Consider the following 14217-nt stretch of genomic DNA (forward strand, 5'->3'; position numbering starts at 1 on the left):
TTTATTCTGTTAATAAAATAAACAACAAATGTCCTAAAATAACTAAGATAATAGTCATTAAAATAATACTGATTGTTGCTATTATTTTTATTGTTCTTCTACTAAAGTCAGTATTAGTATAAATCGAAAAATAGAACATTACCAAGTATCCAACGAACATGCCATACATAGATAATAAAAAATTCCATTCAATATCCATATATCCTCCACGCATTAAAGCATACGTTCCTATAATTATAAAAAATAAAATAAGTTGGTATATAAAAGTTATCATTTATCTATTAGCCTCCTACATTAGTATTATATTTTTAGATTGGTAGCAATCTTTAGATAATGTTCTGAACTAATAGCGGAGATTGGCAACCTAAAGAACAATTAAAAAAGTTATAATACAATAATACTGGAGATGTGATGACATGAGTACAAATAAAAAAATATATTTTCTTTGTTTCATATTATCTTTTATTATTTATATATTTTTACCTACCAACTTTTTTATTACTCGTTTATTCGTTATTTTTCCTTTATTATTCTTAGGTGCATTTTTATTTTCTTCGAACAAAAAAAGTTAGCTACAAGTGTAGTTAACTTTTTTACTATCTCTCAATCTTAAAGAAAGGATAAAAATGGATAATAATTAGTTTTATAGTGACGGAACTTCTGATAATTATCACTTATGTTAACTGCTTATTTAATAATATTAATTGAAATGGTCCAATCAATATTAGAATACATCTATATCTCTATTTTCTTTTAATTAAGTGCTCTTTTTAAAATTATCATAAACGCTGATATAACAATACTTATAGTTAATATTGAATAAGAATTGATCGATACTATAACCTCTAATATTGCATACTATTTACAATTGTTACAAGACCACTTTAAATTGTCTGAATACTATTATTTTAGTTGATTTCATAGTCTTCAGTCGACGTCAATGCTATAAATAGGATTGATTTTTTTATCCAAATTCCTATTTTCCTATTACTTTTTAACCTGTTTATTATTCTATAAATCTCTCTAAATGCTCTAAAAAAGTATCTTAAAATTTCAAATAGTAGTTAGCTATATTTTTTACTTTGCAACAGAACCAGAATAAGTATATATATTTAGGGTATATATAAGTAATAGACATCTAAATAATAAGTAATAGGAGGCTGGTGTAGATGTTCAAAAATATATTATTACCCTATGATTTCGAAAATGATTTTAGTGCTATCCCTGACTATTTAGAAAAAGTCACCGATGAAGATTCAGTTGTTGTAATTTATCACGTTGTAACAGAAAATGATCTTGCAATTAGTGTCAAGTATTATAATAAGCATAAAGAAGATATTATTAGAGAAAAAGAAAAAAAACTCACTCCATTTTTACGTGAATTAGAAAAAAGAGATATTCAATATAAAATAGATGTAGATTTTGGGCATATTAAAGATACAATCTTAGAAAAAATTACTTCTAAAGATATAAATAATGGTGAATTTGATTTAGTAATTATGAGTAATCATAGAGTCGATTTGAATATTAAACATGTTTTAGGAGATGTTACACATAAGATTGCTAAAAGAAGTTCTGTCCCAGTACTAATTGTTAAATAAACATAAGAAGTAAGAAATTTATTAATTCAAAAAGCCTAAATACTCTCTCGATTTGTGAGAAAGTATTTAGGCTTTTTTATTTTTTTAATTTTGGTTTGTGATTTTTTAGATTATTTTTTGATTAGTCGTTCTAAAAAAGATTAGACACGCATTTATGCCGAGAAAATTTATTGAAGTTGAGAAGAACTCTTAACTAAACTTGTAGACGAATGTCGGCATAGTGTGAGCTATTTTACTGAAATTTATTTTGTTAATAAGATCCATGTTAAATGTCCCAGGATAAAAATAATAATAATCGTTAACATAGAACTGATATAGGCTATTATTTTTATTTTTCTTTTACTGAATTCTGAACTTTTATAAACTGAAAAATAAAACATAACGAGAAAACCGAAAAATATCCCACACATGATTATTAGAATATCCCAACTAATATTCATGTAGCCTCTGTGTATTAATCCATAGGTTACTAAAATTAAAAAAAATGAAATAAATTGTCTTATGACAGGTATCATTTACTAGCCTCCAAAATAAAACAATTGGAATAAAGCAACATTGATGTTAGGTAAATAAGTTATAAATAAAATCTGTAAAGTATGTCTCTAAAAATGCTGCGAGTATGTATAAAGGCAAAGCAATTAGAAAATATATTTTAAGTAAATTACTAAAAGCTAATACAAACGAAAAATTCTGTTTTTTATTCTTTCTAAAAAGATTACTTATTTTTCTAATGATTGTTTTATTTAATTTATATAAACCACTGATAACAAAACACATTGCGAATGTTTCAATTATTGCATGTGGTATAGAAGATAAAACCATAAGAAGACCTTTATTAAAATCAAAATGGATTGCGAAACCAAATGCAATTCCTGTAATTATACTTGTGGAAACTATATTTAAAAAATATAGAAATGGTATTGGGATTAAAGAAAAGATAAACATTTGAAATGGGACTCGGATGGCATTATTTAATATATATTGCCATAGTTTATTTAAACCTTGTGCATTATCAAGACTAGAAGGTACTTTATTTGATATATTTTTAAATGTTTCAAATGATGGATTGAATATAATTGATAGAGTGAAACTTAGTAATAAAAGACTTGTTGCTATTATGAATATTTTTAGTGATCTTTTGAAATAATTTTCGTCTTTGATTTTTAACATGATCTACTCCTTTTTCTCTTGTTTTTTAAAACGAGTGAAACGAGTTTCTTCTTATCTTGATTATAAGTTTTCATTTATTCTCATTGACGTACATTTTGTATCTTTATTTAGTCTTACATGCATAAAAAACGGGCAATTTAATTCGTCTATTTTTTTTAGACTTTTATGATAATTTTGTATACCTATACATACTTCAAAGTTAATTTTACAGTATAAATTAACAAAAAAGAGCATTCTTCATGAATTATTTTTTTAATTTTTTTAAAAAGTATAAATGAACATTGTATATTACTACTGCGCTTATTAGCATAATTATTGTATAAAGTATCGTACCTAAAATATCATGGTGTTTGATAAAACATATTTTTTTAACAATGCGGCTACGATAAAGATCATTATACAGTTAATTACATGAAAAGTAGTATTAATGGTTACTTTTTTGTTTTTCTTCATTAAAAAAACTCCTATTTCTCAAATAAGTGATTAGAATAATAAAGTAAAATCGTTAGTTGTTATTTGATTAATCTTATTTGTATTATCTATATTAAAACGAATATTCTCAATTTGTATCTTTATTCTGTTAATAAAATAAACAACAAATATCCTAAAACGATCACAATTATAACAATTTTATTAACACTGCCTATATTACCCTACTCTACTGAATAAAACGCCTTCTGAAGGGTAAATACAAATGTGAAGAAAATTAAATCAACTTTTAAAATAGATAAAGAAGAGCGGAAATGCTCAACCAAAGGAGGACTTCACTATTATGAAATACGTAGTAGTCGGAACATCACATGCAGGCTATGCTGCAATAGAAACATTATTAATATCAGATCCAGAGGCGGAAATCGAAGTATTTGAAAGTGCCGAGACACCTTCATTCTTATCTTGTGGTATTCAAAGTTATTTAGAAGATGTTGCACCATCATTACAATCCTTGCATTATGCAGATGCAGAATCGTTAAAAGAACAAGGCGTGAACTTGCATCTTCAAACAACGGTAACGGATTTAGATACTCAAAATAAAACCGTGACTATTAAAAAAGATGGCAACACTTCAGAAGTCTCTTATGATAAATTATTCTTAAGCCCAGGCGCTGTACCAAACGAACTACCAATCAATGGCATCAACGAGTACAATAATGTCTTATTTATGCGTGGTGAAGAATGGGCCGGCAAAATCAAAGAACGCATGCAACATGCGAAGAAAGCCATTGTAGTCGGCGGCGGTTATATCGGTATCGAAGCAGCCGAAGCCTTTACCAAAGCCGGCATCGATACAACACTTATGGATGACCACGATCGTATTATCAACACTTATTTAGATAAAGAATTTACAGATATTTTAGAGAAAAACATTGCCGAACACGGCTTAAAATTCAAAGGAAATGCGAGCGTTAAAGCCTTGAAAGCAGACGATAACAACAATGTCACAGCCGTAGTCACAGATGACGGCGAATACGAAGCAGATACAGTATTATTTGCTGTCGGCGTTAAACCTGCAACAGAATGGTTAGACGGCAAAGTTGAACTCGGTAAAAAAGGCATTATCAAAATCAACGACCGCTTAGAAACATCAGAAAAAGACGTTTATGCAAGTGGCGACGCAACGCTTATTCCATTTGCGCCTATCAACGAAGACCGCTATATTGCACTTGCAACTAACTCTCGTCGTCAAGGTTACGTAGCAGCACGCAACATGGCAGGCAAAGACATGAAGATGCCACGCGTTTCAGGCACATCTGGTCTTTCTTTATTCGATTACAAATTCGGTCAAACAGGCGTACATGAAACAGAAAAAGACAGTTACGACGGCAACTTAGGAGCAAAATATATCGAAGTACCTGTGCGTCCTAAATTCCGTCAAGACGATACAACAGTTCATCTTAAAATCATGTTCGATGAAGATACACATCGCATTCTGGGCGGACAAATTATGAGTACGGAAGACTTAGTAGAATCTATCAACACACTATCGGTTGCAGTCAATGCAGGCTGGACATTAGAAGAACTCGCATTAGTCGACTTCTTCTTCCAACCAGACTTTAACCGTCCATGGAACTACTTGAACATCCTAGCACAACGCGCACTAGGCGACGATGTCTTCCCTAAAGACAAACAACTCTTCTAAACCCTTACGGACAAAAAAAGGTGCGTCTCTCCTCAGGGAGATGCACCTTTTTAATGAGCTTAATACTATTTCAAAGAGACTCCAACCCTTTGAAAGCATATAAAAGAATCGATAAGTCTGCATACCTACTCATCGATTCTTACTTTATTTAGAGATACATTTCTTTAATGTGGCGAGTTTGATTAACCTTCTTTTCTTTTTCCAATTCTTCACGATTTGCTTGATTTCACTAGTAGCTTTTTTCATTTTTAAATACCTTTATTTTTAAATTTAAGGGGTATTTCAAAGATTTAGAGGTAATTTTATATAAGCTCTTAAAACGCAAATATGAGTCAAATAACTGTATTTTAAGTACACCAACTAAAATTTGAACAAAACCAGTGAATAATTTTTTAGACACTGTCCATTTATATACAAACTTAAAAGTTAGTATGAAAAGTGGTCAACCATGCCGGTTGAGCGCTATCATTCCCACAGAAACAAAAAAGCATAAAAAACGTAAAAAACCTATAACATCAAAGTTTAAGAGTACTTTTTCATCTTTACTAGCCACTCATAGTTTCAAATCATCAAATTAATAAATAAAAATATAGCTATTAATGTTTATTAATTTGGTTTCATTATAAGCAATATTTTCAATAAATGTCTCAACAACAGGCTTAAAATATATATAATATACGAAATAACTTCCTATAAATCACTGATTATGTCAAACAAATTAAAAGGTTTAAACATTGATTTAACAGCGTTTAAGTCTTTTCTTTACTACTGTTTATTCCTCCTTTATATACCATTGATCTGACACTTTATTATCTATTTTTATTAGTTAATATTATATAGATTTATTCTGTTAGTAAAATAAACATTAAATAGCCTAAATGACCAAGATAATAGCCATTAGAATAATACTAATGGTTGGTTTTTGATTCTTCTTTTTATTGAATATAGAACTTTTATAGACTGATAATAAAAAAATTCATTTATGTAAATATTATTTTTTGTTAATTTAAATTTAGAGAAGGAGATGAGGAAAATAAATAAAAAGACTTTCAAAAACACTTTTAAAACAACATTAGTTGTAATTTTGATTTTATTGTATTCTTTATTTTCACTAAGCGACAAATATAGTATTATCTTACTTTGTTTATTAGCTATTATTTTAGGTACAATTATTCATTTTTTAGTAGAATTTATTGGTGACTATTTATATAAAAAATAAAAGGTGGACGCAAATTCGTTCTAAAACTTTATGATCACATTCGTGTATAAAATTTTAATCACTCAAAAATCAACTAAGTATTTTATTAGTTAAATGCTTTAGTTTTTATATTTTTATCTTTTAAAAATGTTTCTACTTCTTTTTGTTTTTTTCCATTTACGTCTTTTTTATATTGTTCATTAATTGAATTTATTTCATCAATATCTTTTATAGATAGATTATCTGAATTAGAATTTTTATTTACTTTTTGTATTTGTGTATTCAATTTTTTTAAGTACTGATTAGCAGTTGTTATATAATCTTTAGTTTTAAACACTCCATCTTTATATCCATTTGGTAAATTAGTGTTTTGAATAAAGTTAGAAAAATTACTATCATTTTTATCATTCATTTCAGTTAATGAATTTAATTTTTTTAACTCATTTTTATTTAAGTTATCTTTATTACTTAAACTTTCAATATTTTCAATTAAAGCATGATTTATATCTAAATATTTTGAAACACTCTTTTTAATTTCTTTTTTACTGATATTTTCATTAATTTTACTAGATGAAAATACTTGTTTAGGTATTGCTGGTAGTTCATTTTTATTAGAAGTTTGATTTTTTGATTTTTCTGTAGAGTTACCACAAGCAGTTAATGAAAAAAATAAAAGAGAAACCATTATTAACACAAAAAATTTCTTTAAATTCATTTAAAATTCTCCTTTTTTAAGCTTTTCTTTATTCTTACCAATCTTTTTCAAGTTGTTTTAAAAATTCTTTTCGATTATATTCTAAATCTTGATCGTACTTTTCACTTTGAACTTCTCTCATATCTCTACTTTTATTTAATCAATTAGGCGTTTTCTCTCGACTTCTCCCTTGTGGCTCCTTGCGGTTAGGTTTTCGGTTTTTCCTAAGAGTATCGTCGCTAACCACAAATGTATCTCGTTCACTCATTCATTCTCACCACGCTTTCTTCGAAAGTTATTACTTAACGTAACCTAAGCATATAAAACATGCAAAGGTTATTTAAGTAATATAGTGGTTTGGAGTACTGGCTTTTCTAGCCACATACATGGTAGTGTCTCCGGCTTGTTGGGGGAACATCTCCAAGTCCCTTAGGATTTTTTCTCACGAAAAAATAGTGGCTAATTGCTAGCCACCATTATAAAATTTTATAAATAAATAATAAAAAATGTAAATTAGATGTTTAAATAGAATATGATTTTTTGTTAAGGTTTAAATATAAAAATATTAGGAGGCTAATCAAGAAGATTACAAAATCAATCAAAATATAGCCAATATTATTTATGATAATCTCGAAAGAAATGATAATGGTGAATTACAAATTATTGATAAAGAATATTTAAAGAATGAACTAAGCAATTCTAGTTTAGATGTTACAGTTAATGATGTTGAGAACTATGTGAATCAATATAATAAAACTATGCAAGGAAAAAATGGTAAAAAAGCGAAAGAAAATTTAGTAGCTTTTAAAAAAGAAGTTGAAAAACAACAAAAAAATAGTACAAGTACGAGTAATAGAGATGCTTGCGATGCTATAACTGTAACTGGTTTTGCTCATACTACAGCTACATCAAGAGCAATGGTAACATTAGGAGTTAGCGGACCTGTTGGCTGGGGAGTCGCAGCAGGAATGGGAGCGTTATATGCTGGAGAATCTATTGCTTGTAATCATGCGTAGGTGAAAAGATGAAAAAATTAATAGATAAATATTTTTTCACTATAAGTCAAGCAACTATCTTATTTATTTTTGCAATTCCAATGACAAACTTAGTGATTAAAAGTCTTTTACTTTATATTTTATTATTTATTATCTTAATTGGAAGTACATTTTTTATTGAACGTGATTTAAGTAAAGAATACTCACTACAGGAAAAAGCAAAAAAAATGTGCTTCACATTGTTACCTATTAATATAGTAGTTGTTCTTATATTCTTTATATTTATACTTTAATATTATAATGAATATATAAGATTAAACTATAGCACATCAAATATTAAAATATTTGATGTGCTATATATTTTGTGGGAGAAAAAATATGAAAAAGAGTAACGTAATTTTAATAATATGTCTTGTTTTTATTTTAGTAGGATGCTCAAAAAGAAAATAATTATTTATGGATACTACAAGTGCCCTTATTGTAAAAAAGTAGAAACTAATATTGTGCTTAAATTACAAAAAGATTATCTTGATAAAGATAAGGCTGATTATAAATTTGTAAATATGGCATTCTTAGGTAAAGATGCAATCAAAGAATCTAGAGCTGGTCATGTAGTTCAAAATATTGCCCCTAACCGTTATTTAGAATTTCAAAAATTAATTTTTTCAAAACAACCTAATCATGAAAATGAATGGTTAACTGAACAATTAATTGACCGACAAATTGATAAACTCAATATTAGTGATAAAAAAGCAAAAAAAATTAAAAAAGACTATAAAACTAAAAATAGTCAATCTTGGAAAGATGCTCAGAAAGATATAAAACTTTATAAAGATAAAAAAGTTAAAGAGGCGCCAACTGTTTATGTAAATGGTAAAAAATTGAAAGATCCTTATAGTTATACAGAATATAAAAAGTATTTGAAGTAATTAATTTAAAAAAGGTAATCATATTGATGAATTTTCAAAAATCGATATTAAAAATATATTAGAAAAAATAGCTGAAATTGAAGAAACACTATATCAAAGAAATGAATAAGTTATACAAAGATACTACCCATAATCATCAGTTATGTTAAACTCTAACAAAAACTAAATTATCAGAAGAATTATCTAGGGTATTAAACATAGGTAAATCAATTTTCTATCGCCAATAGTATAAACATCATCCATATTAATCTGAAGATAGCTACATAATTCTTTAACAGCATAGCCTTTATTTGTATAAGGCGCCATAAACTCTATTAAATATGGTTTGTTTTGAGGTTTCTATGTTTAATCATTTAATTTTTCATTATATAAATCGAATAATTATAAAAAGTCATCATACTTTTTATTTTTTAAAAATATTTGAAAATTTAATAGTAATCCAATTATAAGATCAAATATCATTATCATTATAATCAAGGCAACTATAATCACTGTGACACTCGTTACATAACAAGCTAGTAATCTCCAGATAAAATTGACATTTTCACCAATTCCATAACTTAACATATTACAAAGTAGTAAAAGAATAATAATACCTATACTGTAAATTAAAATTGTCAGTGTATATTTTTTAATAACTCTATTAGGAAACAATAGTTCATCTATTAGGTTCTTTTTCACCAGTATCTCTCGTTCAATTCTATCTTTGTCACAGATTTTGATTTTACTATTTTTTATTTTTTCCTCTAATAAAATAACCTCGAACGATCTGCTAATTTTTAATAAATATGCAGGAAAAGCTAATGTTAAGCATAATGTAATTAATTCATTTACATTGTTCATGTAACTTATAAAATAGATGAAAGTTGCTACTAGTGCTCCTAAAAATATAGTTATATTAAGTTCTACATCAAATATTTTAAAAATATCTGCTCTATTCATCAGTTAATCATCCTTTCAAGGTTTATTAATACTAATAAATTATTAGATATAGGTATATCATATTATTAATTTAAGAAATTGTCTTTTATAATTTTACTTAATAATAAAAAAGTAGAACCATTTAAAATTAATGGTTCTACTTTTTAACTATTACTAATTTTAAAAATAAACTAATCTACAATATCTAAAAATATATGTTTAGTACTATTTTTGTTTAGTTATATCAAGTGATTTGGGAATTAACAAATAGACAACTATTGAAATGATAATCATGATAATCCCACCTACTAAAGCAGTTGCTACAAAAGCATCATTAAATGATGTTACAGCCTCGTTTGCAAGCTGTTTTATCCCCGTAGCTTTAGCTACTTCGACAGCGCCCACTACAGATTCTTCAGCTACATGAGCTAAATCTCCAACTATACCTTTTGATGAAAAAGATGAAATATCTAAAAATACACGATAAAGCATAGAAGATAGGCTACCAAGTACTGCTACACCAAAAACATTTCCAAGGTCATACATAGACTCTTCAACAGCAGCTGCATTACCTGCTTTTGATGTAGGTGTTTCTAACATTATTAGAGCAGATGCAACTGCTAGTGAAGCCATACCAGCTCCAACTAAAATTAATGCTAAAGCCATTGTAGAATATGATAATGGATGACCAAAGAAATACATAATAAACATGCCAATGGCTGCAATTCCAATTCCGGAAGGTAACACTATTTTCGGTCCAAATCGCGCCACTAATCCGGGTGCAATTGGTGCAAACACCATATCTCCTATTGCCATAGGTAATAGGTATAAGCCAGCTTTAAAAGGAGAAAGTTCTTCCACAACCTGTAACCATTGTGAAGCTAATAACAAAACAGATGCCATTGCAAACATTGTCATAAATGCAGCAATTGTACCAGCTGAAAATGATCTCTTTTTAAAAAGTCTTACGTCTAACATTGGATCAGAACTTGATAAATTACGTTTAACAAATATCACTATCATGGTAATTGCTAATACTATTACAACCCATGGAATAATATCTGCTAGTCCTTCTTTTGAAAATTCTTTGATACTCCATACCAGTCCAATCATGCCTGCAATTGATAAAATTGTAGAAGGAATATCCCACGAGTGAGACTTTTCTTTTGATAACTTAGACTCTGGTAATAAAAATAAACCTGCTACAACTGCTATTATCGCAAACGGTACATTAATTAAAAATGCCGAGTGCCATGAAAATTGCTCAAGTAAAGCTCCTCCGATAATTGGTCCAAAAACAGCACCTATCGATGAAGCGATTGACCATACAGCTAATGCAGTGGCCCTTTCTTTAGGGTTTTCAAAAATTACTCTTATCATTGAAAGAGTAGTTGGCATTATTAAAGCACCTGCAATACCAAGTAAAAATCGAATAGCTATTACGAACTCTGCACTTTCTGCGAAAAATATAGCTAATGAAACGAGGCCAAATAAAGCAAATCCAGTTAATAATGCTTTTTTTCTTCCCCATTTATCAGCAAAGGCACTCAATGGAATTATAAAGCCAGCTAAAACAAGAGAGTATATATCAACTATCCATAACTGTTGGGTACCAGAAGGCTCTAACTCTCTTACTAATTCCGGTAAAGCCATAATTAATATTGTCATATCCATTGTAACAACAAACAAACTAACAGCTAATACTACTAGTGCAGTCCATCTTTTTTTTGATGTCATCATATCAGTAGTTTTTGTAAAAAATGAAATCATTTAAGTTCCCTCCAATCCTTATAGACCGTGCGATCGGTCTATAAGGATTGTAATCTATTTTTTTACATATTACAACAAAAAATCTTGCGAAATTTAAATGGCTGTATTGTGTTATACAATTATTCTTTGAATTTTTTGTGCTATCATTGATAGTACTTAATACTCATTAAAGGCGTGATGAACTTGAAAGATAAAATACTAGGTGTCGCAAAGGAATTATTTATAAAAAATGGATATAATGCCACTACTACTGGAGAAATTGTTAAATTATCAGAAAGTAGTAAAGGGAATCTTTATTATCACTTTAAAACAAAAGAAAATCTATTTTTAGAAATTTTAAATATAGAAGAATCTAAATGGCAAGAACAGTGGAAAAAGGAACAAATCAAATGTAAAACTAATAGAGAAAAATTTTATTTATATAATGAACTATCTTTAACAACCGAATACTATTATCCACTTCAAAACGCAATAATTGAATTTTGCACTGAATATTATAAAACTAATAGCATTAATGAAAAAATGAATAAATTAGAAAACAAATATATAGATGCTTATCATGTAATTTTTAAGGAGGGTAATTTAAATGGCGAATGGTGTATTAATGATGTTAATGCTGTTAGTAAAATAGCAGCAAACGCTGTTAATGGAATTGTTACCTTTACACATGAACAAAATATTAATGAAAGAATTAAACTTATGAACAAGTTCTCTCAAATTTTTTTAAATGGACTTAGTAAATAATTATATATATATTCTTGAAATACCAATAAATATTATTTCTAAATTACGTTCGTTTTTAAGACAAAATTTCAATAGTACTACACAAAAGGAGAGTGCGAATTCGCACTCTCTTTTCTTGTCTTATTATTAGAATCTCATAATAGATGAATAACATATAATTTAGGACGCTGTGAGAAGATCTCATTTGCATTAACAATCCATTTATCAAGATAATCCCTTACCATTTTTAATTCTATAAACTGTCTGTCTTGTGATATTAACCTCTTTCGCAATCTTACTAATTGCTTTGCCTTCTTCTAACATTTCAACAACACGATGGTAGATAATACGTTTTTGAGGATCTTTAGCATTAGGTGAATATAGTAAAGGGCGTCCTTTATACACACCTTTTTCTTTCGCAACTTGAATACCTTGTGCTTGTCTACGTTTACTTTCATTTCGTTCTTGTTCTGAAACCATTGCTAAGATTTGAACGATTAAATCTTTCATAAATTTATCTAATAGTGGATTACCAATCACTTCATTCATCATAGGTAAACTAGTAATCATCAATTGAACTTCTTTATCCTTTAAATAATTAACTGTGTTAATCACTTCATCATAATTACGACCTAAGCGATCAATCGATTCTACTACAAATCTATCGCCCATTCTCACAAAGTTAAGTGCTTCTTGAAATACGGGTCTATTTTCTACTGACTTTCCCGATTGTTTCTCTGTAAATATTTTCTCTACGCCAAATGTTTTCAAATTATCTAGCTGTCTCTCTAAATTCTGATCTACCGAAGATACTCTTGCATAACCTATAATCATTCATTTTCACTCCACAATTAATATACACCCTAATCATACGTTTAAGTTATTATAAATTCAATAACTCTCTTTGTATGATTAGGGTGTACCCTAAATTATATTGTTCCATAGTTAATAGAAATATTGAAATTTACTATAATTAAACTGTCAAGGTAAGTAGGAATATGCATTGTAAAGCTTGATATGTCAGTAATAATAAAGAAGAATAGGCCTAGTAAGAAAAAGGCTGATCTTTTTTTGACCGTAGTAATATGGAATGCCTTCAATGTGTTGTGTTTGTTTGTGAGAATCTATATCAATTTTTTAATATACTTATAGTCTAACTATAAAAGTACTTAGCAACAATAAATGTCACAGTTGATAAACAAATAGATACAATAATGACAGCTATTAATGGTTTGAAAGCACGAGCTTTTAAGTCTTTAAATAAAACATTTAACCCTAATGCAACCATTGCCATCAATAAGCATATAGTAGTGATATTATCTATAATTTGCATAACCATGTGTGGCAAGGATACATAAGTATGGAATAATGCCATCATGACAAAACCAAGTAAAAAGTAAGGTACATCAATACGCTTTTTTTCATTCTCACTATGCGATTTTTTTCTCATAATTAAAATTAAAATAATACTCAGAGGTATTAATAAAAACACACGTCCCAGTTTTTCTAACAGTCCCATACTCAAAGCCTCTTGGTCTGAGAAGTCTGAAGCAAGAATTACATGTGCAATTTCATGTAAACTTGTACCTGACCAGACCCCAAATACTTCAGGAGATATTGTAAAAATAGAATATATTACAGTATATGCAAGCGAAAATATAGTACCAATAAGTGCGACAATACCAATACTAATCGCAGAATCTTTTTCTCTAGATTTTAATATTGGAGATACTGCTGCAATAGCTGCCGCGCCACACACCCCAGTGCCAATACCTAATAATAGGATGAGGTTTTTATCTCCTTTAATATATTTATTTAGTAACAACATTAATCCGATACTAAAAAGGATGACTCCAATATCGATTAATAACAAATCGCTACCCTTTCCAATTACATCATAAATATTTAACTTTAATCCATATAATATAATAGCTAATTTCAGTAACCGTTTAGACGAAAATGCGATTCCTGAACGATATGCTTCAGGATAACCCTTAAAATGTCTATATAAAATCGCAATCAGTATAGCAATTGTTAAAGCACCTATCTGGTTCTGTTGCAAAGTAAAAAATATAGCTA

Annotated in this window: 13 protein-coding genes and 1 pseudogene; 6 read left to right on the forward strand and 8 right to left on the reverse strand. The window is 28.3% G+C overall.

All coding sequences use genetic code 11. The features are described from left to right. Position 1: 1 nt before the first annotated feature. Positions 2–274, reverse strand: a complete 273-nt coding sequence (locus HMPREF2561_RS09230; protein WP_017175582.1) for a hypothetical protein — start codon at positions 272–274, stop codon at positions 2–4. An 895-nt stretch (positions 275–1169) separates the two neighbouring features. Between HMPREF2561_RS09230 and HMPREF2561_RS09235 the strand changes: the two genes are divergently transcribed. Further along, positions 1170–1601: a universal stress protein gene (locus tag HMPREF2561_RS09235; protein ID WP_048680008.1), complete on the forward strand. Its 432-nt coding sequence runs from the start codon at positions 1170–1172 to the stop codon at positions 1599–1601. 561 nt (positions 1602–2162) lie between these two features. Here HMPREF2561_RS09235 and HMPREF2561_RS09245 read toward each other — a convergent pair. After that, positions 2163–2771 (reverse strand): stage II sporulation protein M, encoded by a 609-nt coding sequence (locus tag HMPREF2561_RS09245; RefSeq protein ID WP_049415249.1) that lies wholly within the window; start codon positions 2769–2771, stop codon positions 2163–2165. A gap of 772 nt (positions 2772–3543) precedes the next feature. Here HMPREF2561_RS09245 and HMPREF2561_RS09250 point away from each other — a divergent pair. Further along, the gene (locus tag HMPREF2561_RS09250) at positions 3544–4908 is read left to right on the forward strand and encodes an FAD-dependent oxidoreductase (protein WP_049434678.1); all 1365 of its coding nucleotides are present in this window, start codon (positions 3544–3546) and stop codon (positions 4906–4908) included. A gap of 1304 nt (positions 4909–6212) precedes the next feature. On the opposite strand, the gene HMPREF2561_RS09255 is transcribed toward HMPREF2561_RS09250, so the two are convergent. Continuing rightward, positions 6213–6821, reverse strand: coding sequence for an NDxxF motif lipoprotein (locus tag HMPREF2561_RS09255; protein WP_048679962.1), 609 nt, complete (start codon positions 6819–6821; stop codon positions 6213–6215). Between the two features lie 716 nt (positions 6822–7537). Here HMPREF2561_RS09255 and HMPREF2561_RS09260 point away from each other — a divergent pair. The 3 genes from HMPREF2561_RS09260 (at position 7538) to HMPREF2561_RS09270 (ending at position 8724) form a co-directional block, all read left to right on the forward strand. Next, positions 7538–7816, forward strand: coding sequence for a hypothetical protein (locus HMPREF2561_RS09260; protein ID WP_231098523.1), 279 nt, complete (start codon positions 7538–7540; stop codon positions 7814–7816). 8 nt (positions 7817–7824) lie between these two features. Next, positions 7825–8088, forward strand: a complete 264-nt coding sequence (locus HMPREF2561_RS09265; RefSeq protein WP_048679959.1) for a hypothetical protein — start codon at positions 7825–7827, stop codon at positions 8086–8088. A 138-nt stretch (positions 8089–8226) separates the two neighbouring features. Then, positions 8227–8724, forward strand: a complete 498-nt coding sequence (locus HMPREF2561_RS09270) for a DsbA family protein (protein WP_228452120.1) — start codon at positions 8227–8229, stop codon at positions 8722–8724. A gap of 183 nt (positions 8725–8907) precedes the next feature. On the opposite strand, the pseudogene HMPREF2561_RS11055 reads toward HMPREF2561_RS09270, so the two are convergent. The 3 genes and pseudogenes from HMPREF2561_RS11055 to qac all read right to left on the reverse strand — a co-directional run. Beyond that, positions 8908–9042: pseudogene (locus HMPREF2561_RS11055) on the reverse strand (HAD hydrolase family protein); the annotation flags it as partial. A 63-nt stretch (positions 9043–9105) separates the two neighbouring features. Beyond that, positions 9106–9666, reverse strand: a complete 561-nt coding sequence (locus HMPREF2561_RS09275) for a hypothetical protein (protein ID WP_001077893.1) — start codon at positions 9664–9666, stop codon at positions 9106–9108. 204 nt (positions 9667–9870) lie between these two features. Continuing rightward, positions 9871–11415 (reverse strand): QacA/B family quaternary ammonium compound efflux MFS transporter, encoded by a 1545-nt coding sequence (gene qac, locus HMPREF2561_RS09280; protein WP_070468707.1) that lies wholly within the window; start codon positions 11413–11415, stop codon positions 9871–9873. A 177-nt stretch (positions 11416–11592) separates the two neighbouring features. Here qac and qacR point away from each other — a divergent pair, with 177 nt between their 5' ends. After that, the gene (qacR, locus tag HMPREF2561_RS09285; protein ID WP_001832666.1) at positions 11593–12159 is read left to right on the forward strand and encodes a multidrug-binding transcriptional regulator QacR; all 567 of its coding nucleotides are present in this window, start codon (positions 11593–11595) and stop codon (positions 12157–12159) included. A 204-nt stretch (positions 12160–12363) separates the two neighbouring features. On the opposite strand, the gene HMPREF2561_RS09290 is transcribed toward qacR, so the two are convergent. Further along, entirely contained in the window at positions 12364–12972 is a 609-nt protein-coding gene (locus tag HMPREF2561_RS09290; protein WP_000583537.1) for a recombinase family protein, read from the reverse strand. A gap of 319 nt (positions 12973–13291) precedes the next feature. After that, positions 13292–14217 (reverse strand): YeiH family protein (locus HMPREF2561_RS09295; protein ID WP_070468709.1); only part of this gene is annotated, 926 nt, incomplete at its 5' end.

This window comes from Staphylococcus sp. HMSC069E10 (assembly GCF_001809205.1).
Lineage (GTDB): Bacteria > Bacillota > Bacilli > Staphylococcales > Staphylococcaceae > Staphylococcus > Staphylococcus hominis.

Coding starts and splice junctions, on each gene's coding strand:
- HMPREF2561_RS09230 (WP_017175582.1), bottom strand. CDS start 274: ATGATAACTTTTATATACCAACTTATTTTATTTTTTATAATTATAGGA.
- HMPREF2561_RS09235 (WP_048680008.1), top strand. CDS start 1,170: ATGTTCAAAAATATATTATTACCCTATGATTTCGAAAATGATTTTAGT.
- HMPREF2561_RS09245 (WP_049415249.1), bottom strand. CDS start 2,771: ATGTTAAAAATCAAAGACGAAAATTATTTCAAAAGATCACTAAAAATA.
- HMPREF2561_RS09250 (WP_049434678.1), top strand. CDS start 3,544: ATGAAATACGTAGTAGTCGGAACATCACATGCAGGCTATGCTGCAATA.
- HMPREF2561_RS09255 (WP_048679962.1), bottom strand. CDS start 6,821: ATGAATTTAAAGAAATTTTTTGTGTTAATAATGGTTTCTCTTTTATTT.
- HMPREF2561_RS09265 (WP_048679959.1), top strand. CDS start 7,825: ATGAAAAAATTAATAGATAAATATTTTTTCACTATAAGTCAAGCAACT.
- HMPREF2561_RS09270 (WP_228452120.1), top strand. CDS start 8,227: ATGCTCAAAAAGAAAATAATTATTTATGGATACTACAAGTGCCCTTAT.
- HMPREF2561_RS09275 (WP_001077893.1), bottom strand. CDS start 9,666: ATGAATAGAGCAGATATTTTTAAAATATTTGATGTAGAACTTAATATA.
- qac (WP_070468707.1), bottom strand. CDS start 11,415: ATGATTTCATTTTTTACAAAAACTACTGATATGATGACATCAAAAAAA.
- qacR (WP_001832666.1), top strand. CDS start 11,593: ATGAACTTGAAAGATAAAATACTAGGTGTCGCAAAGGAATTATTTATA.
- HMPREF2561_RS09290 (WP_000583537.1), bottom strand. CDS start 12,972: ATGATTATAGGTTATGCAAGAGTATCTTCGGTAGATCAGAATTTAGAG.